The 24,582-nt window shown below is 67.4% G+C and carries 23 protein-coding genes; 15 read left to right on the top strand and 8 right to left on the bottom strand.

Annotated elements, in window-relative coordinates:
* Positions 1-161 precede the first annotated feature (161 nt).
* The 3 genes from N1F91_RS16530 to N1F91_RS16540 all read left to right on the top strand — a co-directional run bounded on the left by N1F91_RS16530 (position 162) and on the right by N1F91_RS16540 (position 2,438).
* Positions 162-1,199 (top strand): cysteine synthase A, encoded by a 1,038-nt coding sequence (locus tag N1F91_RS16530; protein WP_289993957.1) that lies wholly within the window; start codon positions 162-164, stop codon positions 1,197-1,199.
* Positions 1,199-1,942: an alanyl-tRNA editing protein gene (locus tag N1F91_RS16535; RefSeq protein WP_289993959.1), complete on the top strand. Its 744-nt coding sequence runs from the start codon at positions 1,199-1,201 to the stop codon at positions 1,940-1,942. The genes N1F91_RS16530 and N1F91_RS16535 overlap by 1 nt, the downstream gene beginning before the upstream one ends.
* A gap of 109 nt (positions 1,943-2,051) precedes the next feature.
* Entirely contained in the window at positions 2,052-2,438 is a 387-nt protein-coding gene (locus tag N1F91_RS16540) for a MerR family DNA-binding transcriptional regulator (RefSeq protein WP_289993962.1), read from the top strand.
* A 33-nt stretch (positions 2,439-2,471) separates the two neighbouring features.
* Here N1F91_RS16540 and N1F91_RS16545 read toward each other — a convergent pair whose 3' ends face one another.
* Positions 2,472-2,903, bottom strand: a complete 432-nt coding sequence (locus tag N1F91_RS16545; RefSeq protein ID WP_289994033.1) for an isoprenylcysteine carboxylmethyltransferase family protein — start codon at positions 2,901-2,903, stop codon at positions 2,472-2,474.
* A gap of 41 nt (positions 2,904-2,944) precedes the next feature.
* The gene (locus N1F91_RS16550; protein ID WP_289993964.1) at positions 2,945-3,943 is read right to left on the bottom strand and encodes a DUF1624 domain-containing protein; all 999 of its coding nucleotides are present in this window, start codon (positions 3,941-3,943) and stop codon (positions 2,945-2,947) included.
* 208 nt (positions 3,944-4,151) lie between these two features.
* Between N1F91_RS16550 and N1F91_RS16555 the strand changes: the two genes are divergently transcribed.
* Entirely contained in the window at positions 4,152-5,351 is a 1,200-nt protein-coding gene (locus N1F91_RS16555) for an MFS transporter (protein WP_289993967.1), read from the top strand.
* A gap of 3 nt (positions 5,352-5,354) precedes the next feature.
* Here N1F91_RS16555 and N1F91_RS16560 read toward each other — a convergent pair whose 3' ends face one another.
* Positions 5,355-6,515 (bottom strand): aromatic ring-hydroxylating dioxygenase subunit alpha, encoded by a 1,161-nt coding sequence (locus N1F91_RS16560; protein WP_289993968.1) that lies wholly within the window; start codon positions 6,513-6,515, stop codon positions 5,355-5,357.
* A 217-nt stretch (positions 6,516-6,732) separates the two neighbouring features.
* On the opposite strand from N1F91_RS16560, the gene N1F91_RS16565 reads away from it, so the two are divergent.
* Positions 6,733-7,068, top strand: a complete 336-nt coding sequence (locus N1F91_RS16565) for a hypothetical protein (RefSeq protein ID WP_289993969.1) — start codon at positions 6,733-6,735, stop codon at positions 7,066-7,068.
* Between the two features lie 10 nt (positions 7,069-7,078).
* On the opposite strand, the gene N1F91_RS16570 is transcribed toward N1F91_RS16565, so the two are convergent.
* Complete coding sequence (locus N1F91_RS16570; protein ID WP_289993970.1) at positions 7,079-7,921, bottom strand: fumarylacetoacetate hydrolase family protein; 843 nt, start codon at positions 7,919-7,921, stop codon at positions 7,079-7,081.
* A 31-nt stretch (positions 7,922-7,952) separates the two neighbouring features.
* Positions 7,953-8,732: an SDR family oxidoreductase gene (locus tag N1F91_RS16575; protein WP_289993971.1), complete on the bottom strand. Its 780-nt coding sequence runs from the start codon at positions 8,730-8,732 to the stop codon at positions 7,953-7,955.
* 117 nt (positions 8,733-8,849) lie between these two features.
* On the opposite strand from N1F91_RS16575, the gene N1F91_RS16580 reads away from it, so the two are divergent.
* Positions 8,850-9,674 (top strand): UDP-2,3-diacylglucosamine diphosphatase, encoded by an 825-nt coding sequence (locus N1F91_RS16580; protein ID WP_289993972.1) that lies wholly within the window; start codon positions 8,850-8,852, stop codon positions 9,672-9,674.
* 139 nt (positions 9,675-9,813) lie between these two features.
* Complete coding sequence (locus N1F91_RS16585) at positions 9,814-11,019, top strand: MFS transporter (protein WP_289993974.1); 1,206 nt, start codon at positions 9,814-9,816, stop codon at positions 11,017-11,019.
* Here N1F91_RS16585 and dgcA read toward each other — a convergent pair.
* Positions 11,016-11,999, bottom strand: a complete 984-nt coding sequence (gene dgcA / locus N1F91_RS16590) for an N-acetyl-D-Glu racemase DgcA (protein ID WP_289993976.1) — start codon at positions 11,997-11,999, stop codon at positions 11,016-11,018. The genes N1F91_RS16585 and dgcA overlap by 4 nt on opposite strands.
* 84 nt (positions 12,000-12,083) lie before the next feature.
* On the opposite strand from dgcA, the gene N1F91_RS16595 reads away from it, so the two are divergent.
* From N1F91_RS16595 to dnaE, 5 genes are all read left to right on the top strand, one after another.
* On the top strand, positions 12,084-13,259 hold the full coding sequence (locus N1F91_RS16595) for an ABC transporter permease (RefSeq protein WP_289993979.1): 1,176 nt from the start codon (positions 12,084-12,086) through the stop codon (positions 13,257-13,259).
* 26 nt (positions 13,260-13,285) lie between these two features.
* A complete protein-coding gene (locus N1F91_RS16600) occupies positions 13,286-14,122 on the top strand; it encodes an ABC transporter ATP-binding protein (RefSeq protein WP_289993980.1) in 837 nt (278 codons plus the stop codon).
* The gene (locus tag N1F91_RS16605) at positions 14,122-15,912 is read left to right on the top strand and encodes an MlaD family protein (RefSeq protein WP_289993983.1); all 1,791 of its coding nucleotides are present in this window, start codon (positions 14,122-14,124) and stop codon (positions 15,910-15,912) included. The genes N1F91_RS16600 and N1F91_RS16605 overlap by 1 nt, the downstream gene beginning before the upstream one ends.
* Before the next feature lie 110 nt (positions 15,913-16,022).
* Positions 16,023-16,598: an ABC-type transport auxiliary lipoprotein family protein gene (locus N1F91_RS16610; protein WP_289994036.1), complete on the top strand. Its 576-nt coding sequence runs from the start codon at positions 16,023-16,025 to the stop codon at positions 16,596-16,598.
* Positions 16,599-16,733: 135 nt separating this feature from the next.
* Positions 16,734-20,267 (top strand): DNA polymerase III subunit alpha, encoded by a 3,534-nt coding sequence (gene dnaE, locus N1F91_RS16615; RefSeq protein WP_289993984.1) that lies wholly within the window; start codon positions 16,734-16,736, stop codon positions 20,265-20,267.
* Positions 20,268-20,295: 28 nt separating this feature from the next.
* Here dnaE and hspQ read toward each other — a convergent pair whose 3' ends face one another.
* Positions 20,296-20,628, bottom strand: a complete 333-nt coding sequence (gene hspQ / locus N1F91_RS16620) for a heat shock protein HspQ (RefSeq protein ID WP_289993985.1) — start codon at positions 20,626-20,628, stop codon at positions 20,296-20,298.
* Between the two features lie 119 nt (positions 20,629-20,747).
* On the opposite strand from hspQ, the gene N1F91_RS16625 reads away from it, so the two are divergent.
* Complete coding sequence (locus tag N1F91_RS16625; protein WP_289993986.1) at positions 20,748-21,716, top strand: AEC family transporter; 969 nt, start codon at positions 20,748-20,750, stop codon at positions 21,714-21,716.
* Here the strand turns inward: N1F91_RS16625 and N1F91_RS16630 are convergent.
* Positions 21,687-22,916 carry a UbiH/UbiF family hydroxylase gene (locus N1F91_RS16630; protein ID WP_289993987.1) on the bottom strand — a complete coding sequence of 410 codons (1,230 nt, stop codon included), beginning with the start codon at positions 22,914-22,916 and terminating at the stop codon, positions 21,687-21,689. The two genes, N1F91_RS16625 and N1F91_RS16630, sit on opposite strands and share 30 nt — an antisense overlap.
* Positions 22,917-23,197: 281 nt before the next feature.
* Here N1F91_RS16630 and N1F91_RS16635 point away from each other — a divergent pair, with 281 nt between their 5' ends.
* Both N1F91_RS16635 and pcsA read left to right on the top strand, forming a co-directional pair.
* Positions 23,198-23,812 (top strand): DUF1326 domain-containing protein, encoded by a 615-nt coding sequence (locus N1F91_RS16635; RefSeq protein ID WP_289993988.1) that lies wholly within the window; start codon positions 23,198-23,200, stop codon positions 23,810-23,812.
* A 2-nt stretch (positions 23,813-23,814) separates the two neighbouring features.
* Positions 23,815-24,582: a phosphatidylcholine synthase gene (gene pcsA, locus N1F91_RS16640; RefSeq protein ID WP_289994037.1), complete on the top strand. Its 768-nt coding sequence runs from the start codon at positions 23,815-23,817 to the stop codon at positions 24,580-24,582.

Consider the following 24,582-nt stretch of genomic DNA (forward strand, 5'->3'; position numbering starts at 1 on the left):
CCGTCTCGCCGCGCCACCGGACGAATATGGCGCCGATCCCGCCATCGGCGGAAAATCCCTTCTTGAAAGCGCATGTCCTGCTTCGTAGACCAGAAAACAAACCCGCGGACGGCGTCACGACCGGACTTGCACGCGGAAACCGACAGGAAGGGAAGGCCCCCATGTATCGTTCCGTCATCGAAGCGATCGGAAACACGCCGCTGATCCGCCTGCGGCGCGCGTCGGAGGAAACCGGCTGCGAGATTCTCGGCAAGGCCGAGTTCATGAATCCCGGCCAGTCGGTCAAGGACCGCGCCGGCCTTTTCATCATCCGCGACGCCGAGAAGAAGGGCCTGCTTCGGCCGGGCGGCGTGATCGTCGAGGGAACCGCGGGCAACACCGGCATCGGCCTCACCGTCGTGGCCAAGGCGCTCGGCTACCGCACGGTGATCGTCATCCCCGATACCCAGAGCCAGGAGAAGAAGGACGCGCTCAGGCTGCTGGGCGCCGAGCTGATCGAGGTGCCGGCGGTCCCCTACAAGAACCCGAACAACTACGTGAAGCTGTCGGGGCGGCTGGCCGAGCAGCTCGCCCGTACCGAGCCGAACGGCGCGATCTGGGCCAACCAGTTCGACAACACCGCCAACCGCGAGGGCCATATCGAGACGACGGCGCAGGAGATCTGGCGCCAGACCGACGGCAAGGTCGACGGTTTCGTCTCGGCCGTCGGCACCGGCGGCACGCTGGCCGGCACCGCCATGGGCCTGCAGGGCCGGCGCCGCGACGTGAAGATCGCGCTTGCCGATCCGCTGGGTGCTGCCCTCCATTCCTTCTACACCGAAGGCGTCCTGAAGTCGGAGGGCTCGTCGATCACCGAGGGCATCGGCCAGGGCCGCATCACGGCCAATCTCGATGGCTTCACGCCCGACTTCTCCTTCCAGGTGCCGGACGAGGCGGCGCTGCCGATCGTCTTCGATCTCGTGCAGGAGGAGGGGCTCTGCCTCGGCGGTTCGTCGGGCATCAACATCGCCGGCGCGATGCGCCTGGCGAAGGAGATGGGCCCGGGCCACACGATCGTGACCATCCTGTGCGACTACGGCACGCGCTACCAGTCCAAGCTCTTCAACCCCGCCTTCCTGCGCGGCAAGAACCTGCCGGTGCCGGGCTGGATGGAGACGACCGTCGACATCGCGGTGCCCTATGAGAAGGTCGACGCCTGATGGCCCACACAACCGAGATCCTGTTTCGCGAGGACGCCTATCTGTCCACCGCCGAAGGCGCGGTCGCGGCCGTCAACGAGCGCGGCGGCATCGTTCTCGACCGGACCAATTTCTACGCCACCTCCGGCGGCCAGCCGGGCGATACCGGCTTTTTCGAGCGCGCCGACGGCACGCGGATCATGATCGCCGGAACCATCACCGGCGAGACGAAGGAAGAGATCATCCATGTTCCGGCACCCGACCAGGCCGTGCCGAATGTCGGCGAGACGCTCGTGCTGCACATCGACTGGGAGCGCCGCTACAAGCTGATGCGCATGCACACGGCCTGCCACCTGCTCAGCGTGGTGTGTCCCTTTCCGATCACCGGCGCCTCGGTAGGCGAGGAGGAGTCGCGCGTCGACTTCGACATTCCCGATGCCGGAGTCACGCGGGAAGGGGTGACGCAGGCGATGATGGACCTCGTCGACGCCAACCACCCGATCTTCAACCGCTGGATCGGGGCCGACGAACTCGCGGCCAATCCGGGGCTGGTGAAATCGAAGAACGTGCGCCCGCCCACGGGCGCCGGCCGCATCCGCCTCGTCTGCATCGGCGAGGACTCCGTCGTCGACAGCCAGCCCTGCGGCGGCACGCATGTCTCGGAGACGCAGGAGGTGGGGGCGATCCACATCGCCAAGATCGAGAAGAAGGGCCGCGAGAACCGCCGCTTCCGGATCCGGTTCGGGCCGTTGCCGACGGCGTGACGCGCGGGCGTGGCCGTCTCCGACGCAGCTCCGACGTTCGCTCAATTGACTTTTACGTAAATGCCGTGCCAATGATTTCAACACTGAAATCGATTTAGGCGGGCAGCGCATGCGGGAATACTACACGATCACCGAGCTGACCCGGGAGTTCGAGATCTCCACCCGCACGCTGCGCTTCTACGAGGACGAGGGGCTGATCCAGCCGGTCCGCCGCGGCCGCACGCGGCTGTTTCGCCCGTCCGACCGCCATCTGGTCAAGCAGATCATGCGCGGCAAGCGGCTCGGCTTCTCGATCTCGGAGATCCGCGAGATCATCCAGATGTACAAGACGCCGCCCGGCGAGGTCGGCCAGCTGAAGCTGATGATCAAGCGCATCGAGGAGAAGCGCGGCGACCTGCGCCAGAAACGCCGCGACCTGGAAGAGACGCTGGCCGAACTGGATCAGGCCGAGGAATCCTGCGTCGAGCGGCTGGTGGAACTCGGCGTCAACACTTGAGGCGACGGCCTGCGAGCCTCGGGGCGGCGCGGTTCAGATCCAGCGCCGCACCTTCTTGCGATAGTCCCTGTATCTCTTGCCGAACCGCGCCTCGAGGTGCTTTTCCTCGCGTTCGATCGCGAGCTTCTGCGTCGCGAAGGCCGCTAGGAGGCCCAGTAGCAGGAACCAGGCGCTGCCGGCGATCAGCCCGATGCCGAAGGTCAGCATCGTGTTGGCGAGATAGATCGGATTGCGCGAGAAGGAGAACGGGCCGCCCGAGACGAGGTGCTCCGAGCCGCGATGCGGCATGATGGTGGTGCGTGCCCGGTGCAGCGTGCGCATGGCCGAGACGTCGATGGCCACCACACCGACGATCGTGACGATGCCGATGGCGAACAGGATGTCCGACAAAGGGCTCGGGATCCAGGGGAGCGGAACCGTCCAGGCGAGGATCGCGGCCAGCACGATCGCCGTCAGATAGATCATCGGCGGCCATGGCAGCCGATTGGGTCGTGCGTCGTAGGCGTTCACTGGTTCCCTCCCGTAGCAGGTCTGCGCTCGGTCTCGTCCGTGCAGATGGCGGCGAGTGCGGCCACCGTCTGCCGTTCGCTTTCATTCTGGCGGCCCGAGAACAGTCCGTCGAGCAAGTTCTCGCCCTCCAGGGCGTCGAGCACGCAGACGCAGTAGAAGCTGCAGAATTCCTCGTCGCGCTCGGCCGAGCAGGTGCGCTCGCAGGCCTGGCGGAACTGCACCTGCGGCGTCTCGACCTGCGGCGGCACCAGCTGCGAAAACAGGAAGACGCAGCCGATCAGTGCCGGCTGGTGGATCAGGTAGAAGGCGAGGCTGTGCCGCCCGAGGAAGCCGAGCGGCGCGGTCCAGGCCGGTGCGGTGAGACGCGACAGCCTGTCGAAGAGGCCGCTGCGCTCTGCGACCATGGCTGCCGCCATCCCGGCCAGCACGGCGCCGAACCACGGAAACAGCGGCACGAAGTCGTTGGAGCGCGGCCGCGTCTCCGACAGGCCCGTCCACCACCACCAGGCCGGATCGAAGGCGGACGAAGTGAGCCAGGCCGGCGCGGCGATGACGCCGGCCGCCAGCACGAGCACCACCGCCCAGGGCAGCCGCAGGAAGGCGAGGCCGAGCAGGCTCGCCAGCGCGATCTGGTGCAGAATGCCGAAGAAGATGAAGGTGTCGGGCATGGCGACGTAGGTCGCGATGCTGATGGCCAGCGCCGCACCGGCCACCATGGCCATGCGGATGCCGAAGCCGCGCCAGCGCACGCCGCGCGCATGCGCCAGGAACAGGCTGACGCCGACGAGGAACAGGAAGGACGAGGCGATCGAGCGGGCAAACAGCTTCCAGCCGCCGACCGTCGTCGTGCCCGCCTCGACATAGCGGAAGAATTCGAGATCCCAGGTGAAATGGTAGATCGCCATGGCGATGAGCGCCACGCCGCGTGCGAGGTCGATCGCTTCGATTCGTCGGTGGCGGACGGGGGCGGACATGGCGGGATCGGGCTGGGTCATGGCGTTTCCGTTTCTGCGATAGCAGGAAACGCGAGCGGCCGGTATTCCGCTGCGCATCGGCTCAACGAATTGCCCGGTCCCGGCGCGTTGGGCCAGCGGCGGGCTTTGCGCCGGTCGAACGATTTTGCGTCATGGCGGCGTCGCATTCCTGTCATCCGCTGGCCCGACGCGCCTGCCAGATGTCGCTCAGGCGAAACTTCGGGACATCATGGCGACTCAGGTCCGGCATCCGATCTGGCTTCCGGCGCTGAAGACGCCGGGCGCGCACACGTTCGCAATCCTCTATGCCGTCGAGTCTTTCGCGCGCGCCTCGGTGTCGAGCGTCATCCCGATCCAGATCTACGACGTCCTGCGCGACGAACAGGCCGTGTCGCTGGTCTACACCGCCGTCGCCTTCGCCGGCATCTCGGTCACGCTGTTCATGCCGCTGCTGATCGAGCGATTCGCCCGGCGCTGGGTTTATACGGCGGGCGTCGGCGGGCTGATCCTCGGCGCGCTGCTGTTCCTGACGCCATGGCTGTGGAGCCAGATGGCCGGGATGCTCTGCCGCGTGATGGGGGCCAGCGCGCTGTCGATCACCCTCAATCTCTACATCATGGACCACATCCGCAAGACGCAGTTCATCCGCTCCGAATCGATGCGGATGGCCTGGTCGACCTTCGCCTGGACCGGCGGGCCGACGCTCGGCGTCGTGCTCTACGTGAACTATGGGATCCTGGCCGCGCAGGCGGTGCCGATCGCGACCGGGCTCTTGCTGCTTTGCCTGTTCTGGTTCTTCCGCCTGAGCGACAATGCGATGATCCGGCCGGGCGCCACGCGGCCGGCGAGCCCGCTCGCCAATATCGGCCGCTTCCTGCGCCAGCCGCGGCTCAGGCTCGCCTGGCTGATCGCCTTCGGCCGCTCCTGTTTCTGGACCACCTTCTTCGTCTACGCGCCGATCCTGATGGTGACGTCGGGGCAGGGCGAGCTTGCCGGCGGCATGGTCGTCTCGGCCGCCAACGCGCTGCTGTTCTCGGCGCTGATCTGGGGCTGGGCCGGTCGCCGCTTCGGCGCGCGCAACGTCATGTCGATGGCCTTCCTCGTCACCGGCGCCATGCTGGTGGCGGCCGGCACGGCCGGCAGCGAGGCGCCGATCGCTGCCGCAGCCTTCCTGCTGCTGGCGGCCTTCTTCTGCATCGCGCTCGACGCGCTCGGCTCGACGGCCTTCATGCGCAGCGTCCGCGTCTGGGAACGCGCGCGCATGACGGCGGTCTACCGCACCTATCTCGACCTGTCGGAACTCTTGCCGCCACTGGTCTATTCGGTGACGCTGGCCTTCTTCGGCCTGGGCTCGGTCTTCGTCACGCTCGGCGTCTTCGTGGCCGCCTGCGGGGTGGTTACCTTCGTCTATCTGCCGAAGCGGATGTGAGGCTCAGCCCGTTCGCGACAGCACCCAGGCGTGGAAGCGGGCGATCTCGTATTCCTCCGGCATCAGCGTTCCGTGCCGGTGCGGCAGGGCCGACAGCCCGCGCTGGTTGATCTCGCAGATCGCCGCGTCCTGATCGAGCACGAGCGAGCCGAAGGCGACCACGTTGTCGAGCGCCTCGGCCGTTTCGGGTCTGGTCTCCTGCGTAAAGTACCATTCGGCGGTGAGTTCGGTCCGCGCGGGTCCGAGCGGGCGCAGGCTGACGCTGCGGACATAGTCGACATGGCCGACGACGAAGAAGGAGGGCAGGTGGGTGACGTAGCTCTGTCCGGCCTGCCGGTTCTCGTCCGTCAGGCCGGCGAAGGCGCGGCCCTTTGCACTGCCGTCGCCCGACCAGGTCTCGGCACCGCTGCGCAGCCTGCCGGAGAACTGCGGCGCCTCGTCGTCGGCATGCGCCTGCCAGGCGGGGTCGTCGCGGCGTTCCATCAGGCCGCGGCCGTAGATCGGCACCAGGGCAGAGAGTTCGGGATGCACGCCCGGGCAGTGCAGGCACTCGTTGTAATTGTCCCAGAAGACCTTCCAGTTGCAGGCGATCTCCTTGCGGTAGACGGGACCGCGCTCCAGCCGCTCCAGCGGCCAGTTGGCGAGCATTGCCGGATCGCTGTCGAAGCCGTCGACGGCGGCACCCGGTGCGGCGGACAGGTTGACGAAGACGAAGCCGCGCCACTCGGCGACCGCGACCGGATGCAGCCCGTGCGCGGCCTTGTCGAAGCCGTCGGGAAGCACCTTGCTGGAGGTTCGGACCAGTGCCCCGTCGAGCGAGTAGGACCAGGCATGGTAGGGGCAGACGATCAGCCGGCCGGCGAGGCGGCCGCACTCCTCGCTCTTCAGCGCGGCACCCCGATGCCGGCAGCTGTTGTGGAAAGCGCACAGGCTTCCGTCCTCGTGCCGCAGGAGGAGAATCTCCTGGTCGCCGATGCGGGTGAGGCGAAACGCGCGCGGCTCTGCGAGATCGCTCGCGCGACAGGCATGGATCCAGTGCCGGTACCAGATGGCGTCGAGATCGCGGCGGTAGGCCTCGTCCGAAAGATAGGCGTCCGACGGCAGCGTCTGCCGCGTCTCGGTCAGGCCGTTCCAGGCAGGCTTGCTCGGCGGATGGAGGGTCATGGGAGGTCGTCCAAGCTGTGGCACCGGCCGAGACTAGCCTGAAGCCTACTGGCGCGTCGAGCGTGGCCCGGCGGGCACCGCCTCCGGATGGTTACGGTCGAGGGAACCTTGGACCGCCATCCCTGTTAGCGGTCAGACGAGAGGACATGCTGGCCGACCGGCTCGAACGGGACCGGCAGGACAGGAAGAAACCGGGAGGTTGACCTGGAGAACACGCATGATTCCCGATTGTCGTTCGGTCACGCCGCTGGTGGCCCTTTTCCTTGCCTCTGCCGCGCTGCCCTCTTCCGGCTCCCGCGCAATCGCCCATGACGCCGCGTCCGGCTGGTCCTATCCACTGGCGTGCTGTTCGGGCTTCGACTGCCGGCAGGTTTCCGCGGCCAGGGTGGCGGAAACCCCTGACGGGTATGTGATCGCGAGCACCGGCGAAGTGGTCGGCTATGCCGACGGGCGCATACGCACATCGCCGGACGGCGAGTTTCACTGGTGCTCCGTCGCCGGAGCCGACGACGGCGACACGATCTGCCTGTTCGTGCCGCCGAAGCTGTTCTGACCGCCGCAGCCTACCGCGCGACGACCGTCTGGCGCTGCTCGCCCAGTCCCTCGACGCCGAGATGCATCGTGTCGCCGGCCTTGAGGAAGCGCGGCGGCTTCATGCCGAGGCCGACGCCGGGCGGCGTGCCGGTGGTGATGACGTCGCCGGGTTCGAGCACCATGAACTCCGACAGATAGGAGACGATCTCGGCGCAGGTGAAGATCATCGTCGCGGTCGAGCCGGTCTGGGCGCGCTGGCCGTTCACGTCGAGGAACATCGACAGCGCCTGCGGATCGGGGATCTCGTCGGCGGTGACGATCCAGGGGCCGAGCGGGCCGAAGGTCGGCGCGCTCTTGCCCTTGATCCACTGGCCGCCGCGCTCGGCCTGGTACTCGCGCTCGGACACGTCGTTGCACAGCGCGTAGCCGAACACCTTCGACAGCGCATCTTCCTTCGAGACGTAGTCGCAGCGTTCGCCGATGACGATGGCGAGTTCGACCTCCCAGTCGAGTTTGACCGAGCCCCTCGGCATAAGGACGTCATCGTTCGGACCCGACAGGCAACTCGGCGCCTTGGAGAAGACGATCGGCTCCTTGGGAATGGCCGCGCCGGTCTCGGCTGCGTGGTCGGCATAGTTCAGGCCGATGGCGATGAAGTGGCCGATGCGGCTGACCGGCGCGCCGATGCGGGCACCCTCGGGCGCGGCCGGCAGCGACGTCGGGTCGATCCCGGCAAGCCTGTCCTTCAGCGCAGGCGAGATCGTCTCCGGGCCGAAGTCCGGCACGATGGAGGAGACGTCGCGGATGGTGCCGCCGGCATCGACGATGCCGGGCTTCTCGTGGCCCGCAGGGCCGAATCTGACGAGTTTCAAGGTTTCCTCCGGTGGATGGTTCGAATGGGTTTCAGAACGCGCAGTTGAACAGGCCGCCGTCGAGGATGACGTTCTGGCCGGTGATGTAGCCGGCGTGACTGGAGCACAGGAAGGCGCAGGTGCGGCCGAATTCCTCCGGCCGGCCGAGCCTGCCGGCGGGGATGGCCTGCTCGGTCCTTCTCGTCTGCTCTTCCAGGCTGACGCCCGACTTCTCCGCCGCGTAGACGACGGTCTTGCGGATGCGGTCGGTGTCGAACTTGCCCGGCAGGATGGCATTGATGGTGACGTTGCGGTCGGCCACCGTGCGGGCGATGCCGGCCAGGAAGGCGGTGAGGCCGGCGCGCGCGCCCGACGACAGGTCGAGGCCGGGGATCGGCTGGTAGACCGAGAGCGAGGTGATGTTGACGATACGGCCGAAGCCGCGCTCGGCCATGCCGTCGATGACGGCTTGGATCAGCTCGATCGGTGTGATCATGTTCTGCGTGACGCCGTCGAGCATCGCGGCCCGGTCGAGCTGGCGGAAGTCCTTCAGCGGCGGGCCGCCATTGTTGTTGACCAGGATGTCGGGGGCGGGGCAGGCGACAAGCAGCGCCTTCTGCACCTGCGGCGTCGACACGTCGCCGGCGACCTCCTCGACGGTCACGCCGAAACGCTCGCGAAGATCCTGCGCCGTGGCCGCCAAGGCGTCGGTGTCGCGGCCGTTGAGCACGAGGTCGCAGCCGGCGTCGGCCAGAGCGGTCGCACAAGCGCGGCCCAGCCCCCTGCTCGAGGCGCATATGATGGCCTTGCGACCCTTGATGCCGAGATCCATTGCCGGTTCCTCCGTTCGTGCGAACGGTCTAGCGGCGGGCGCAGGAATCCACAACCGTCATAAGCCTGTGACATGAATCGTGTCTTGGCTTGGCGCAGCCGGAGCCTGGATCAGACGATGAAAAGCGAGCCGACACGCCACTTCCGTACGCTGTTCCTGTCCGACGTGCATCTGGGGTCGAAGCCCGCCAAGGCCGAATTCCTGATCGATTTCCTGCGCTTCCACGAGGCAGAGAAGATCTATCTGGTCGGCGACATCGTCGACGGCTGGCGTCTCAGGCGCTCCTGGCACTGGCCGCAGGCGCACAACGACGTCGTCCAGAAGCTGCTGCGCAAGGCGCGCAAGGGTGCGGAGATCATCTACATCGCCGGCAACCACGACGAGTTCCTGCGCGGCTTCCAGGGCGTGCATTTCGGCGGCATCGTGGTCGCCGACCGTACCATCCACGAAACCGCCGACGGCCGCCGCTTCCTCGTCATCCACGGCGACCAGTTCGATTCCGTCGTCCACAATGTCCGCTGGCTCGCCTATCTCGGCGACAAGGCCTATGACGTCGCCATCCTCGTCAACCGGGCCGTCCATGTCGTGCGCCGCAGGCTCGGCATGCCCTACTGGTCGTTCTCCTCCTGGGCGAAGGTCAAGGTGAAGCACGCGGTGAACTTCATCGGCTCGTTCCAGAAGGTTGTGGCCGAGGAGGCGCGGCGATCGCGTGTCGACGGCATCATCTGCGGGCACATCCACCATGCCGCCATCGAGCGCTTCGGCGACGTCCACTACATCAACACGGGCGACTGGGTGGAAAGCTGCACGGCGGTGGCGGAACGTCACGACGGCAGCTTCGAGATCCTGACCTGGGCCAAGGTGACGGAAGCGGAAACGGAGAACGAGGCGGCGGAGCCGGCGCTCACACTCGTCCTGCCCGCCTCGGCCGAGGCGGCCTGACGCGCACCGCCACGGCTTCCGCTGCACCAATCACGCGCTGCCACGCGGCCGCTTCGCGCTGCCGGATGCGCATGCTAGGGGAGGTCGTGCTGCCGGTCCCGAGGGCCGATCCAGGCGGCGTGACCAGAAAAGCCCCGCCATGCAATTGCCGCCCCTCACGCCCGAACAAGCCGTCAAGCCGCAGCGCTACGAACTGCGCATGTCGCTGCTGTTTGCCGCGATGTTCCTGCCCATGGGCATCCATCTGCCCTATTTTCCACTCTGGCTTGCCGACCGCGGCTTCACCGCCAGCGAGGTGGCGCTGATCCTGTCGATGCCGATCTTCGCGCGCATCGTCGCCGCACCGCTCATCACCATGCTGGCCGACCGGGCACCGGAGCGGGCCAACGTGCTGATCGGGCTGGCCATGGCCGCCATGCTCTTCTCGCTCGGATATTTCCTGCCCGGCGACGCCACCTTCGTGCTCGTGATGTCGCTCGTCCTCATCGTGGTCTGGAGCCCGCACGGGCCGCTTGCCGATTCGCTGGCGCTGTCGGGCGTGCGCCGCTATGGCGCCGACTATTCGCGCATGCGGATCTGGGGCACGATCTCGTTCCTTGCGGCCAACCTCGCGGGAGGCGCGATCCTGGAGCGCTACGGTCCGGGGTTGGTCCCGGCGCTCCTGACCGGCGGCCTTGCCTGCATGGCCATGATCAGCCTGCTGTCGCCGCGGCTCGGCCGCCCGCGTAAGGCGTCGCAGCTTTCGGCTGCGGATTTCCCGGGCGCCGGACGCGTCCTGTCGGATCCGGTCTTCCTCGCCATCGTCGTCGGCGGCGCGCTTCTGATCGCCAGCCACGGCTATCTCTACGCCTTCGGCTCGATCTACTGGCGCTCCCTCGGCATCGCGGCGGACACGGCGGGGGTGCTGTGGGCGCTGATGGTGGTGGCCGAGGTCGTGGTGTTCTTCTTCTTCCGCCGCCATTTCGGCCATCTCTCGCCGGCCGCCATCCTCTGCGTCTCGGCGGCCGCAGGCCTGATCCGCTGGTCGGCCATGCCGTTCGTCTGGACGCTCGGTCTCGGTCTCGCCGGCTTCGCGGCCACGCAGGCCCTGCACGGGCTGTCGACGGGCCTTGCCATGCTCGGCCTTCAGAAGATGATCGCGCAGTCCGTGCCCGAGGAGCGCACGGGCGCGGCACAGGGCATCGCCTTCGCCGCGAACAGCACCGGCATGGCCGTCGTCACGCTGGGCTCGGGGCCGCTGTTCGACGCCCTCGGCGCCCGCGGCTTCCTCGTCATGGCCGTCATCGCGACGGCCGCTTTCGCGCTCGCCCTCGTTGCCCTGCGGCTGGAGCGGCGGGGTCGTTAGCCCCAGATGTCGGCGGTCGGCGGCGAAACGATCGAGCCGGTGTAAGTCAGGCCGGGGCTGCGGTCGCGGGCAAGCAGCAGCGGCCCGTCGAGGTCGACATAGTCGGCGTCCTGCGCGAGGAGAACGGCCGGCGCCATCGCCAGCGACGTTCCGACCATGCAGCCGATCATGACGCCGAACCCCGCTTCGCGCGCCCGGTCGCGCAACCGGAGCGCCGCCGTCAGCCCGCCGGCCTTGTCGAGCTTGATGTTGACGAAATCGTAGAGGCCGGCCAGCGCGTCGACGTCCTCGGCCACATGGACACTCTCGTCGGCGCAGATCGGGACCGGGTGGGGGATGTGGCGCAGGATCTCGTCCTGCCCGGCGGGCAGCGGCTGCTCGATCAGCGCGACGTGGAATTCCGCGGATGCCATCAGGTTCTCGCGGATGTTGTCTTCCGTCCAGCCCTCGTTGGCGTCGACGATGATGCGGCTGTTCGGTGCCGCGCTCGCCACCGCGTGAATGCGCGCGGCATCGTTGGTCGATCCGACCTTGATCTTCAGGAGCGGCCGGTGCGCGGCGGCGCGCGCCTGCGCGGCCATCTCCTGCGGTTCGCCGAGCGAGATCGTAAGCGCGGTGACGACAGGGCGCGGCAGCACCCGGCAGACGCGCTGGTGCGCGTTGTGGCCCATGGTCTTGGCCTCGATGTCCCAGAGCGCGCAGTCGATCGCGTTGCGCGCCGCGCCCGGGCTCATGGCCTGCAGCAGATCCTCGCGCGACACGCCACCTTCCATATGCCGTCGCATCGCCTCGATGGCGTCGACGACGCTCTCCACCGTCTCGCCGTAGCGGCGATAGGGGACGCATTCGCCGCGTCCGGCATGTCCGTCCCGCGACAGGGTGCAGGTCACCACCTCCGCCTCGGTCTTGGAGCCGCGGGCGATGGTGAAGCGGCCGGCGATCGGGAACCGCTCGGTTTCGACAAGGAGGGAGAATGACATGACCCAGGCTTTCTCGTTCGCGCAGCGCGAACGGGCGCATCAAGAAATCGACACGCCGTGCCGCAGCCGCTAAGAGTGCCAGTCATGTTGACCAAAGACCGAGACGATGCAAGCCCGCACGACATCGCGGCCGAACCGCGCCCGCAGGCGCAGGGGAAGGCCGAAGGCGGCCGGCTTGCCGTGACGCTTTCGGGCAACTGGACGACGCGCACCATCAGCGGCGTGGACCGCGACATGCGGGCGCTGGAAGAGCAGGCCGGCGTTCGGACCGTCGTCCTCGACCTGTCGGGCATCGGCGACATGGACACCGCCGGCGCCTGGGTGATCAAGCGCCTGGCCGTGGCGCAGGGCCGCAAGGGCGCGACGATCGAGCTGACCGGCGAGCGCGAGGCCTTCGACGTGCTGCTGGCGGCCGTCGAGGATGCGGCGCTTCAGGAGGTGCCTCCGGCCGAAGCGCGCGCCTTCGGCATCGTTCCGTTCCTGGAAGCGATCGGCCGCTCGGTGGTCAACGCCTGGGGCGAGTTCCTGCTGGCCATGCACATCCTCGGCGCCACGCTGAGCGGCAGCAAGCGCCGCCGCGGCCGCAGGATCAACCTCGCGCCGCTGACCACCCAGATCGACCGGATGGGCATCGGCGCCATCCCGGTGGTGGTGCTGATGTCGACCATCGTCGGCGCCATCGTCGCCCAGCAGGGCGCCTTCCAGCTGCGCTATTTCGGCGCCGAGATCTTCGTCGTCGACCTCGTCGGCATCCTCGTGCTGCGCGAGATGGGCGTGCTTTTGACGGCGATCATGATCGCCGGCCGCTCCGGCAGCGCCATCACCGCCGAGATCGGCTCGATGAAGATGCGCGAGGAGGTGGATGCGCTGACCGTCATCGGGCTCAACCCGATCGGCGTGCTGGTTTTCCCGCGCCTGGTGGCGCTCGCCATCATCATGCCGCTGCTGACGATCATCGCCAACATCGCCGCCATCGCAGGCGCCATGGCCATCGCCTGGGTCTATTCCGGAATCACGCCGGATGCCTTCTTCGACCGGATGACCGCGGCCATCGATGAATCGAGTTTGCTGTCCGGCCTTTTCAAGGCCCCAATCATGGGCTTGATCATAGGACTGATTGCTTCCGTCGAGGGCATGAAGGTCGGCGGGAGTGCGGAGTCGCTCGGCCGGCAGGTAACCTCGTCGGTGGTCAAGTCCATCTTCGTGGTGATCGTGGTCGACGGGTTGTTCGCCATCTTCTATGCGGCGATCGACTTCTGAATGGTGAAGGGTGGGCCTGGGCATTGATGGCGACTTCGGCGGCCAGCGAGGGACGCGGCGACGGGTCGGACGACGTCATTCTCTCCGTGCGCGACGTCAGCGTCGCGTTCGGCGAGCAGGTCGTCCTCGACAAGCTTTCGCTCGACGTCTACCGCGGCGAAATCCTCGGCTTCGTCGGCGCTTCGGGCGCTGGCAAGTCGGTGCTGCTGCGCACCGTGCTCGGCCTCAACCGCAAGCAGAGCGGCACGATCAAGCTGTTCGGGAACGACATCGACAAGCTGAGCGATGCCCAGCGCATCGACATCGACATGAGGCTCGGCATGCTGTTCCAGCACGGTGCGCTGTTTTCGGGCCTGTCGGTGCTGGAGAACGTGCAGGTGCCGATGCGCGAGTATCTCGACCTGCCGAGGAAGCTGATGGACGAGCTCGCCCGGCTGAAGATCGAACTGGTGGGTCTGCCCGCCAACGCAGCGAACAAGTTTCCCTCGCAGCTGTCGGGCGGCATGATCAAGCGTGCAGCGCTCGCCCGTGCGCTGGCGCTCGATCCCGCCATCGTCTTCCTCGACGAGCCGACCTCGGGCCTCGACCCGATCGGCGCAGCCGAGTTCGACGAACTGGTCGCCAAGCTGCGGGACACGATGGGGCTGACCGTCTACATGGTCACCCATGACCTTGACAGCCTGTTCTCGGTTTGCGACCGGGTTGCTGTTCTCGGCCAGAAGAAGGTCCTCGTCGAAGGCTCGATCAGCTATATGCTGACCGTCGAAGAGCCCTGGGTGAAATCCTACTTCCGCGGCAAGAGAGCTCGGCAGATCGATCCCGCCACACTGAAAAACAACGCGTCGGCCGGAGCCATTCGCTGATGGACACGAAAGCCAATTATGTCGCCGTCGGCCTCTTCGTCGTTCTGGCGTTGCTGACCACCTTCGCGTCCCTCTACTGGGCCTACGGCGTCGACAACACCACTGAGACCGCCACGCTGCGCATCCGCATCCCCGGATCGGCCGCGGGACTGGGGCGCGGCAGCGCGGTCCTGTTCAATGGCGTGAAGGTCGGCGACGTCCAGCGTGTCTACATCGACATCAACAATCCCAAAGCGGCCATCGCCGACGCCAAGGTCGACCGCCTCACGCCCATCACCCAGTCGACCCGCGCCGACATCGGCATCGCCGGCCTGACGGGGCAGGCCAACATCGAGCTCAAGGGCGGCGACCCGGCCGAGACCAACCTGCTCAAGCAGGCCGAGGAAGCGGGCACGGTCGCGGAGATCTCTGCCAACCCGTCGGCGGTGACGGACCTCCTTCAGACGGCGCAGGACATCTTCTCGCGCGCCGAACGGGCGGTGGCTACTTTCGAGGGCTTCGTCGCCGACGTCCGCGAGCCTCTCACGAGCACGGTCCGGAACGTCGAGACCTTCTCACAGTCATTGAGCAGCAATGCCGCGGGCGTCAACGACTTCCTCGCCAATTTCAGCGAGCTGTCGAAGACGCTCGGCACCGTCTCCGGGCGGCTCGATTCGACGCTCGCCGCCGCCGAGGACCTGATCCGGGCGGTCGACCAGGACAAGGTCGCCAACATCGTCGGCAACGTCGAGACCTTCACCGAAACGCTGCGGACCGCATCCGCCGACATCGACCGGATCGTGGCCAATGTCGAGCAGACCTCCGATTCGGTCCGGACCTTCGCCGACAATGCCAACGGCACGCTTGGCCGGGTCGATGGCATTCTCGACGAGGTCAAGACCGGCGTCGGTACGGCCGTCGCCTCGCTCGATCGGCTGTCGACGCAGGCGTCCGGCACGCTGACCAAGGTGGACGGGGTGCTCGACAGTGCGAAGGGTGGCATCGACCAGGCCGCGGGATCCATCACCAGACTGGCCGATGGAGCCTCGGGCACACTCGCCCGCGCCGACGAGATTCTCGCCAGCGTCGACCCGGCGAAGGTCGAGAGTGCGCTGACCTCCATCGAGGGTGCGGCGACCGACGCGCGCAAGGCAGCCGGCGACGTCTCCGCCCTGACCGGGCGCTTCAGCGCGCGCGGCGAGGACATCGAGCAGATCATCAGCAACGCACGCAGCATCACCGACGACTTCGCCCAGGCATCGACGCGGGTCGACGGCGTGCTGAAGAAGGTCGACACGATCCTTGCCGAAATCGACGCCGAGGCGGTCAACAAGGCGATCGGCGATTTTTCGGGCGCGGCCGCGGACGCCCGCAAGGCCGCCGGCGACGTCGCCGCCTTCACCGACACGATCTCGGCGCGGACCGAGGACGTCGACGCGATCATCTCCGACGCCAGGGCAATGGCGGAGAACCTCCGGCAGGCCTCGACGCGGGTCGACGGCGTGCTGGTCAAGGTCGACGATCTGCTCGGCTCCGGCGAGGCGGAAGGGCTGTTCGCCGATGCCTCGGCCACCTTCAAGTCCTTCCGGTCCGTCGCCGACACGCTCAACGCGCGCCTCGGCGTGATCCTCGACAATTTCTCGCGCTTCAGCGGCAACGGCCTGCGCGACGCCGAGGCGCTGATCCAGGACAGCCGCCGCTCCATCAACCGGATCGAGGAGGCCATCACCTCCTTCGAGCGCAATCCGCAGCGCATCATCACCGGCGGCGAAGGCGCCGTGCGCGAGTATGACGGGCGGGTGCGCCGTTGACTTTGCCACCCGATCACCGCAAGACAGACCTCTGGGTGGAGCGTCCGCGCTCGCCCCGTCGAGGGCGTATCGGGAACCTGAGTGTGAACAGCGGACGTGTATTTGGAGTGATGCTGGGCCTGGCGGCCCTCGTTTCGGGTTGCGCGGCGCTTCCGGGCGGCGGCCCCGCCGCGCTCGACACCTACGAACTGACCACGCCCACCTTCGCCGCGGTCGGCCGGGCCAATTCCCGCCGACAGATCCTGATCTCCGAGCCCACCGCGCTGAAATCGCTCGACGGCCAGAACATCGTCGTCAAGCCGACGCCTTCCTCGATCGAGTTCCTCGGCGGCGCGCAGTGGGGCGACCGGCTGCCGAAGGTCGTGCAGGCGCGGCTCGCCGAGGCGTTCCAGAAGTCCGGTAAGTTCGGCGGCGTCGGACGTCCCGGCGACGGCCTGGCGATCGACTACCAGATTTCCCTCGACATCCGCGCCTTCGAGATCCGAGCCACGGGCGGCCAGACCGCACATGTCGAGTTCTTCGTCCGCATCCTGAACGACCGCAACGGCGTGGTTCGCGCCTCGCGCGGCTTCGAGGCGACGGCTCCGGTCGTCGGCACGGGCAACGACGCCTTCGTGGCTGCGCTCGACCGCGCCTTCGCCGACGCGACCGCCTCGCTGGTCAACTGGGCCGTCTCGGCCATCTGACCGCCGGCCGCCCGGCCTGCATCCGTTTTCCACAACACTGGACCGGCCTGGGGCCGATCGACCGTTTCGGCGGTGGACGCGACGCCGTCGAGCGCGGACAATGGTGGGCGACTCGAAGACCGGACAGAACACATCATGGCTGATCGTCCCCCCCGCGACCCGCTCAAGCGCGAGGCCGCCGCCGCAAGGGCGCCGGTTCCGGCAGCCGTGCGGACCTTCGTCCATCTGCGCGTCCATTCCGCCTATTCGCTGCTGGAAGGCGCGCTGCCGCTCAAGAAGATCGTCGCGCACGCGGTCAAGGACGGCGCGCCGGCCATCGCGGTTGCAGACACGTCGAACCTGTTCGGCGCGCTGGAATTCGCGCAATACGCGACCAAGGACGGCGTCCAGCCGATCATCGCCTGCCAGCTGGAGGTGGTCTTCGAGGGCGAACAGCCGCAGTCGACCCGCACCGGCGGGCGCGGCAATGGCGGCCGCGAGCGGGCTGCGGTGGTTCTGATCGCCGCGACCGAGGCAGGCTACGCCAATCTCGTGCGGCTCGTGAGCCGCGCCTATCTGGAGACGGCGGCGGGCGAGGGGCCGCATATCCGCGAAAACTGGATGGCCGAACTCGCCGAAGGCGTCATCTGCCTGACCGGCGGCGAGGGCGGCCCGATTGGCCGGCCGCTGAAGGCCGAGCGCGCCGCGCTGGCGGAGGAGCGCCTGCTCAAGCTCGCCCGCATCTACGACGACCGGCTGTACGTCGAACTGCAGCGCCCGCGCGGCTACGACCGGCACGTCGAGGCGGCCGCGATCGAGCTCGCCTACCGGCACGACCTGCCGCTGGTGGCCACCAACGAGGCCTTCTTCCCCGGCCGCGAGGACTACGAGGCGCATGACGCGCTGATCGCGATCGCCGAGGGCACCGTCATCGGCGACGACAACCGCCGCCGGCTGACGCCGGACAATCACCTGCGCACCCAGGCCGAGATGACGGCGCTGTTTGCCGACCTGCCGGAAGCGATCGACCATACGGTCGAGATCGCCATGCGCTGTTCCTACTATCCGAAGAACCGCGCCCCGATCCTGCCGCGCTTCACCACCGGCTCCAGCGACGACCCGCAGGCGGCCGAGCGCGAGGAGACGGAGGAGCTGAAACGACAGGCGCGCGAGGGCCTCGCCATGCGGCTGGCCACCATCGGACTGTCGGAGGGCTACACGCAGGAGCAATATGCCGAGCGGCTCGAATACGAGCTCGGCATCATCGACCGGATGAAGTATCCCGGCTACTTCCTGATCGTGGCCGACTTCATCAAATGGGCCAAGGCGCACGACATTCCCGTCGGGCCCGGTCGCGGCTCGGGCGCAGGCTCGCTCGTCGCCTATGCGCTCACCATCACCGACGTCGACCCGCTGCGCTTCTCGCTGCTGTTCGAGCGCTTCCTCAACCCCGACCGCGTGTCGATGCCCGACTTCGACATCGACTTCTGTCAGGACCGCCGCGACGAGGTGATCCGCTACGTGCAGGAGCGCTACGGGCGCGACCAGGTGGCGCAGATCATCACCTTCGGCACGCTGCAGGCCCGCGCGGTGCTGCGCGACGTCGGCCGCGTGCTGCAGATGCCCTACGGCCAGGTCGACCGGCTCTGCAAGATGGTGCCGGCCAACCCCGCCAACCCCGTCAAGCTCGCCGACGCCATCGCCGCCGAGCCGCGCTTCCAGGAGGAGGTCGAGAAGGAGCCGATCGTCGAGCAGCTTCTCGACATCGCCCAGAAGCTCGAGGGGCTCTACCGCCACGCGTCCACGCACGCCGCCGGTATCGTCATCGGCGACCGGCCGCTGTCGGAACTGGTGCCGATGTACCGCGACCCGCGCTCGGACATGCCGGTGACGCAGTTCAACATGAAGAAGGTCGAGGACGCCGGCCTCGTCAAGTTCGACTTTCTCGGCCTCAAGACGCTGACCGTGCTCGACAAGGCGGTGAAGCTGGTGGCTCGCCGCGGCATCGCGATCGATCTGGCGAAGCTGCCGCTCGACGACGAGAAGACCTATTCGATGCTCTCGCGCGGCGAGGTGGTCGGCGTGTTCCAGGTGGAATCGGCGGGCATGCGCAAGGCGCTGATCGGCATGAAGCCGGACCGCATCGAGGACATCATCGCGCTGGTCGCGCTCTATCGGCCGGGCCCGATGGAGAATATCCCGACCTACAATGCCCGCAAGCATGGCGAGGAGGAGATCGCCTCGATCCATCCCAAGATCGACCACCTGGTGAAGGAGACGCAGGGCGTCATCGTCTACCAGGAGCAGGTGATGCAGATCGCGCAGGAACTGTCGGGCTATTCGCTCGGCGAAGCCGACCTGCTGCGCCGCGCCATGGGCAAGAAGATCCGCGCCGAGATGGACAAGCAGCGCGTCCGCTTCGTCGAGGGTGCGGTGGAGCGCGGGGTCTCCAAGCAGCAGTCCGACTTCATCTTCGACCTTCTGGCGAAGTTCGCCGACTACGGCTTCAACAAGTCGCACGCCGCCGCCTATGCCATCGTCTCCTACCAGACGGCCTACATGAAGGCGCATTACCCGGTCGAGTTCCTGGCCGCGTCGATGACACTCGACATGAACAACACCGACAAGCTGGCCGACTTCCGCCAGGACGCGCTCAGGCTCGGCATCGAGGTGCAGCCGCCATCGGTGAAATCGTCGTTCCGGCCGTTCGAGGTGGGCGAGAACCGCATCTACTACGCGCTCGCCGCCATCAAGGGCGTGGGCGAGGCGGCGGTCGACCACATCGTCGAGAAGCGCAAGGAAAAGCAGTTCGAGAGCCTCGAGGATTTCTGCGAGCGCATCGACCCGCGCATCGTCGGCAAGCGCGTGCTGGAAAGCCTGATCCAGGCGGGCGCGCTCGACTGCTTCCAGCGCGAGCGGGCCGAACTCTTCGCCGGCGTCGAACTTATGATGGGACTGGCGCACCGCGCCGCCGAGGACGCGCAGTCCGGCCAGCACGACATCTTCGGCATGGCGCTCGCCGGTCCGCGCGAGAGGCTGCGCCTGCCATCGATCGCCCCGTGGGAATCGGCCGACCGGCTGCACCGAGAGTTCGCAGCGGTCGGCTTCTACCTGTCGGCCCACCCGCTCGACGAATACAAGACCGTGCTGGAGCGCCTGCGCGTCCAGAACTGGGCCGATTTCTCGATTGCCGTGAAGCGCGGCGCAACCGCCGGCCGGCTGGCGGGAACCGTCGCCTCCAAGCAGGAGCGCAAGACGCGCACCGGCAACAAGATGGGCGTCGTCGTGTTCTCCGACACGTCGGGACAGTTCGAGGCGGTGATGTTTTCCGAAACGCTGGCGCAGTACCGCGACATGCTGGAGCCGGGCCGTTCGGTGGTGATCACGGTGCAGGCGGAAGATCGGCCGGAAGGCGTCAATCTGCGCATCCAGACCGTCCAGTCGCTGGAGGAGGAGGCGAGCCGGATCAAGCAGGCGCTGCGCGTCTACCTGCGCGACGCCACTCCGCTCGAGGCGGTGGCCACCCGCCTGTCGCAGCGCGGCGAGGGGCAGGTGAGTCTGGTGGTGATCAAGGACGGCGGCAAGGGCGAGGTCGAGATCGAACTGCCGGAGCGCTACCGCATCTCGCCGCAGATCGCGTCCGCCATGCGCGGCCTGCCCGGGGTGGTGGAGGTGGAACTGGTCTCGTAGCGGCCGGTCGGATCCGGCCGCGTCGCCGTCAGTTCATCACGGTCGGCTTGGGCTCGTAGCGGCCGTCGGGCGTGGTGACGAAGAACTCGGCGATCTGCGGATGGCGCACCGGCTCGCCCGTCTCGTCCGGCAGGAGGTTCTGCTCGGAGACATAGGCGACGTACTCGCTCTCGGCGTTCTCGGCCAGGAGGTGGTAGAAGGGCTGATCCTTGCGCGGCCGGACCTGCTCGGGAATGGCCTGGTACCATTCCTCGGTGTTGGCGAATTCCGGATCGACGTCGAAGATGACGCCGCGGAACGGGAACAGCCGGTGGCAGACCACCTGGCCGATCTGGAATTTGGCTTCGCGAATTGTTTTCATTGTCACACCCTTTGCGATAAGTGGCGCAACCTGAACGACAATTCAAGAGTCTCCGCGCTTGACGGTCTGTCCGCCAGCCGGTAGCGCCTCGCTCGACCGAAGGGATGGAGGGAAAGAAATTGGCGGAGATCCTCGGCCTCGTCCTGCCGTTCTTCGGGCTGATCTTCCTCGGCTTCGTCGTCGCCCGGCTGGTGCGCCAGCCGCTGGAGGCGCTGGGCTGGATGAACGTCTTCATCATCTACGTCGCGCTGCCGGCGCTGTTCTTCCAGCTCCTGTCGCGCACGCCGATCGAGCGCCTGACCGAATGGGGCTACATCTTCGGCACCGTCTTTTCGACCTACGTCATGTTCGCGCTGATGTTTGCCGGCTCGGCCGTGCTGTCGCGCGGCGAGATCGCCGAAAGCACCATCAAAGGGCTTGCCGCCGCCTATGGCAATATCGGCTACATGGGGCCGGGCATCGCGCTGCTGGCCTTCGGCGAGGACGCGGCGGTGCCGGTGGCGCTGATCTTCTGCTTCGAGAACATCATGCACTTCGCCATCGCGCCGATGATGATGGCGCTGTCGGGCGGCGACCGGCGCTCGCCGGGCGCGCTGGTGCTGGAGGTGGCACGCAAGATCGCGCTGCACCCCTTCATCATCGCCACGGTGGTCGGCGTCTCTGCCGCCGCGCTCCATTTCACGCCGCCGGAGCCGATCACGCGGCTGCTGGAGATGCTGGCCCGTGCGGCAGCGCCGTGCGCGCTCTTCGCCATGGGCGTGACGCTGGCGCTCAGGCCGCTGAAGCGGGTGCCCACGGCCATGGCGCCCATCGCCGGCATCAAGCTCGTGCTGCATCCGATCGTCTGCTGGGTGATGCTGAGCGTCGTCGGCGACTTCGATCCTGTCTGGGTCTATACCGCGGTGCTGCTCGCCGGCCTGCCGACGGCAACCAACGTCTTCGTCATCGCCCAGCAATATGGCGTCTGGGTCGAACGCGCCTCTGCCAGCGTGCTGATCACCACGGTGCTGTCCGTCTTCACCGTCACCGGGCTGCTCTACCTGATCAAGAGCGGCCTCTTACCGCCCGACCTGTTTCCGGGCGCCTGAGAAGATCGAGGAGAAGCCGCTGCCCGGCTCCAGCCCCTCGCGCATGAAGAAGGCGCGCAGCGGCGAGAACGTGCCAAGGAGGCCGAGCCCGGCCATCCGCGCCAGCTGGGCGGGCAGCATGTCGGACAAAAGCGAGCGGTTGAGCGCGTGCACGGCGCCGGTGCGCGCGACGATGTCGGGGCGACGGCGCCGCGAATAGGCGTCGAGGGCCGCCGGCGCGCCGGGATCGGCGGCATGGCGGCCGGCGATCTCGACGAGGTCGCGGACGTCGCGGATGCCGAGGTTCAGTCCCTGCGCGCCGATCGGCGGAAAGACGTGCGCCGCCTCGCCGACGAGCGCGATCCGGTCGCGGGCAAAGCTCACCGGCATCGCCGCCGACAGCGGATAGACCTGCCGGCCCGGCTCCACCGTCACCTTGCCCAGCGCCGACTGCATCCGCTCTTCGACCAGGACGGAGAGATCCTCGTCGGAGAGCGCAGCCAGTTCCTCCGCTCGCTCCGGCCGCAGCACCCAGACCAGGCTCGACCGCCGGCCCGGCAGCGGCACCTGTGTGAACGGTCCGGTTTCGGTGTGAAACTCGGTCGATACGAAGCCGTGCTCGCGCGTGTGGGCGAAATTGAAGACCAGCGCGGCCTGGTCGTAGGCGTGGCGCAGCACGCGGATGCCGGCGGCCTCGCGCGCCGGCGAATTGCGCCCGTCGGCGGCGACGGCGAGACGGGCAGACACCGGCGCGGCACCATCGGGACGGGCGGTCACCGCATCGGCGTCGACCTGCCAGTCGTCGATGACGGCTTTCGTCCAGCCGATCGACGGATGTGTCGCCACGGCGGACTGCAGTTCGCGCGCCAGCACGGCGTTGGGAACGTTCCAGCCGAAGGCGTCCTCGCCGATCTCGGAGGCGTGGAAGGAGACGGGGCCGGCACGCACGAGCCGCTTCGTCACGTCGACGATGCGCATGGTGCGCAGCGGTGCGGCTTCGCCGACGACCGCGTCGCGCACGCCGAGCCGGTCGAGGAACGCCATCGAGGGCGCCATGAGCGCCGTGGTCCGCCGGTCCTGGGCTCCCGCTTCCGGGCCGACCAGCCGGACCTCGAAGCCCGCCTGCGCGAAGGCCAGCGCCGCGATCAGTCCCGCCGGCCCCGCGCCGGCGACGATGACGTCCACGCTCTCGGCTGTGCCGATCGAATCGTCAGTGCCCATGTCTCTGCGCTCCTGTCTGCGGCGGATGGCGATGTGGCCATGCACCGTATATGGCAGCCGGCGGCCGCCAATCAACGCACCGGAATGCGCCAGCCTGACGCATGACCGGACCCGCGGTGGGTGGACGACGCGCTTTCGTGCTCCTTGCGTTTTCCGCTGCGGTCGTGGAGAAGCGGCTTCAATCGGCTGTGGTCTCCCGGACGGCTGGCGGGATACGGCTTGTGTGGGCGGCAAGGCTGCCTGTAGTGTCCCTTTGGCCTCGTCAGGGGAGGAGGGTGCGCATGGCGACGGAAAGCTGGACGATGAAGGGAGAGATCGTGCTCTCCTGCAATTGCGCCGTCTTCTGCCCCAGCGTCCTCTCCCTCGGCAGCCAGATCTCGTCGGAAGGTGCCTGCCAGAAGTGGGCGGGCCTGCGCATCGATTCGGGACATTACGGCGATATCGACCTCTCGGGCCTCCATGCCGGCTTCGTCATGGACAGTCCCGGCCCCATGAGCCGCGGAAACTGGACGACGGGTCTTTTCGTCGACAGGCGCTCCTCCATCTATGCCACCAAGGCGCTCCAGAAGATCTTCACCGGCCGCGCGGGCGGCACGACGGCGATGCTGTCCTATCTGGTCGGCCGCTTCGTCGGAGTTGAGCGGGCAGCGATGGTCTACGAAACGGAAGGCAGGACACGCATCGTCCGGATCGGAAACATCATCGACGGCGCGATTGCGCCGATCCCCGGCAGGGACGGCGTGAACGATACCGTCATTTCGAACGTCGACTACTGGGTCGGCCCGGACGTCACCGTTGCCCGCGCCGAGCGGAGCCGGATGCGCGCCTTCGGCCGCGACTGGAATTTCGATGGCCGCTCGGCCGAAATCTGCAAGCTGGACTGGCGCGGACCTTGAAACTGAACAAGAACGTCATCGGCCGGAAGATCGCCGAACGGCTGCCGCTGAACCGCAAGAAGGTGACGTGGCCGCAGGCGCGTGCCTTCTCCGTGCATCTCCTCACCGCCTCGGGCTCGTTCCTCGCCTTCCTGTCCCTCGTGGCGGCGAGTGAGCAGCGCTGGACGGCGATGTTCTGGTGGCTGGGCCTTGCCCTCTTCGTCGACGGCATCGACGGCCCGATCGCCCGCAAGCTGCAGGTCAAGACGGTGCTGCCGACCTGGTCGGGCGACATGCTCGACAACATCATCGACTACGTCACCTACGTCCTCATCCCCGCCTTCGCGCTCTACCAGCGCGGCTTCATGGGGGAGGGGCTGTCGTTCCTGTCGGCGGCCATCATCGTAGTGTCGAGCGCCATCTACTATGCCGACACCGGCATGAAGACGAAGGAGAACTTCTTCAAGGGGTTCCCGGTCGTGTGGAACATGGTGGTGTTCACGCTCTTCGTCATCGAGCCGGGCGAATGGGTGTCGTTCGCCGTCGTCGTCTTCGCCGGCATCCTCACCTTCCTGCCGATCAATTTCCTGCATCCCGTGCGCGTCCATCGCCTGCGTGGTCTCAACCTGCCGGTCTTCTTCGTCTGGTGCGGGCTGGCCGTCGTTGCGCTGGTCCAGGGCATGGAGGCGTCGGCCTGGGTCAGGATCGCCATTGCCGTCACGGGGCTCTATCTGTTCGTGATCGGCGGAATCATGCAACTGTTTCCGAAACTTGGTGCGAGGAGTTCATAA

The organism is Aquibium sp. ELW1220 (assembly GCF_030398385.1).
Lineage (GTDB): Bacteria > Pseudomonadota > Alphaproteobacteria > Rhizobiales > Rhizobiaceae > Aquibium.

Excerpts from the sequence above, each read along its gene's own strand:
- N1F91_RS16530 (WP_289993957.1), top strand. The coding sequence starts at position 162 with ATGTATCGTTCCGTCATCGAAGCGATCGGAAACACGCCGCTGATCCGC.
- N1F91_RS16535 (WP_289993959.1), top strand. The coding sequence starts at position 1,199 with ATGGCCCACACAACCGAGATCCTGTTTCGCGAGGACGCCTATCTGTCC.
- N1F91_RS16540 (WP_289993962.1), top strand. The coding sequence starts at position 2,052 with ATGCGGGAATACTACACGATCACCGAGCTGACCCGGGAGTTCGAGATC.
- N1F91_RS16545 (WP_289994033.1), bottom strand. The coding sequence starts at position 2,903 with ATGATCTATCTGACGGCGATCGTGCTGGCCGCGATCCTCGCCTGGACG.
- N1F91_RS16550 (WP_289993964.1), bottom strand. The coding sequence starts at position 3,943 with ATGACCCAGCCCGATCCCGCCATGTCCGCCCCCGTCCGCCACCGACGA.
- N1F91_RS16555 (WP_289993967.1), top strand. The coding sequence starts at position 4,152 with ATGGCGACTCAGGTCCGGCATCCGATCTGGCTTCCGGCGCTGAAGACG.
- N1F91_RS16560 (WP_289993968.1), bottom strand. The coding sequence starts at position 6,515 with ATGACCCTCCATCCGCCGAGCAAGCCTGCCTGGAACGGCCTGACCGAG.
- N1F91_RS16565 (WP_289993969.1), top strand. The coding sequence starts at position 6,733 with ATGATTCCCGATTGTCGTTCGGTCACGCCGCTGGTGGCCCTTTTCCTT.
- N1F91_RS16575 (WP_289993971.1), bottom strand. The coding sequence starts at position 8,732 with ATGGATCTCGGCATCAAGGGTCGCAAGGCCATCATATGCGCCTCGAGC.
- N1F91_RS16580 (WP_289993972.1), top strand. The coding sequence starts at position 8,850 with ATGAAAAGCGAGCCGACACGCCACTTCCGTACGCTGTTCCTGTCCGAC.
- N1F91_RS16585 (WP_289993974.1), top strand. The coding sequence starts at position 9,814 with ATGCAATTGCCGCCCCTCACGCCCGAACAAGCCGTCAAGCCGCAGCGC.
- dgcA (WP_289993976.1), bottom strand. The coding sequence starts at position 11,999 with ATGTCATTCTCCCTCCTTGTCGAAACCGAGCGGTTCCCGATCGCCGGC.
- N1F91_RS16595 (WP_289993979.1), top strand. The coding sequence starts at position 12,084 with ATGTTGACCAAAGACCGAGACGATGCAAGCCCGCACGACATCGCGGCC.
- N1F91_RS16600 (WP_289993980.1), top strand. The coding sequence starts at position 13,286 with ATGGCGACTTCGGCGGCCAGCGAGGGACGCGGCGACGGGTCGGACGAC.
- N1F91_RS16605 (WP_289993983.1), top strand. The coding sequence starts at position 14,122 with ATGGACACGAAAGCCAATTATGTCGCCGTCGGCCTCTTCGTCGTTCTG.
- N1F91_RS16610 (WP_289994036.1), top strand. The coding sequence starts at position 16,023 with ATGCTGGGCCTGGCGGCCCTCGTTTCGGGTTGCGCGGCGCTTCCGGGC.
- dnaE (WP_289993984.1), top strand. The coding sequence starts at position 16,734 with ATGGCTGATCGTCCCCCCCGCGACCCGCTCAAGCGCGAGGCCGCCGCC.
- hspQ (WP_289993985.1), bottom strand. The coding sequence starts at position 20,628 with ATGAAAACAATTCGCGAAGCCAAATTCCAGATCGGCCAGGTGGTCTGC.
- N1F91_RS16630 (WP_289993987.1), bottom strand. The coding sequence starts at position 22,916 with ATGGGCACTGACGATTCGATCGGCACAGCCGAGAGCGTGGACGTCATC.
- N1F91_RS16635 (WP_289993988.1), top strand. The coding sequence starts at position 23,198 with ATGGCGACGGAAAGCTGGACGATGAAGGGAGAGATCGTGCTCTCCTGC.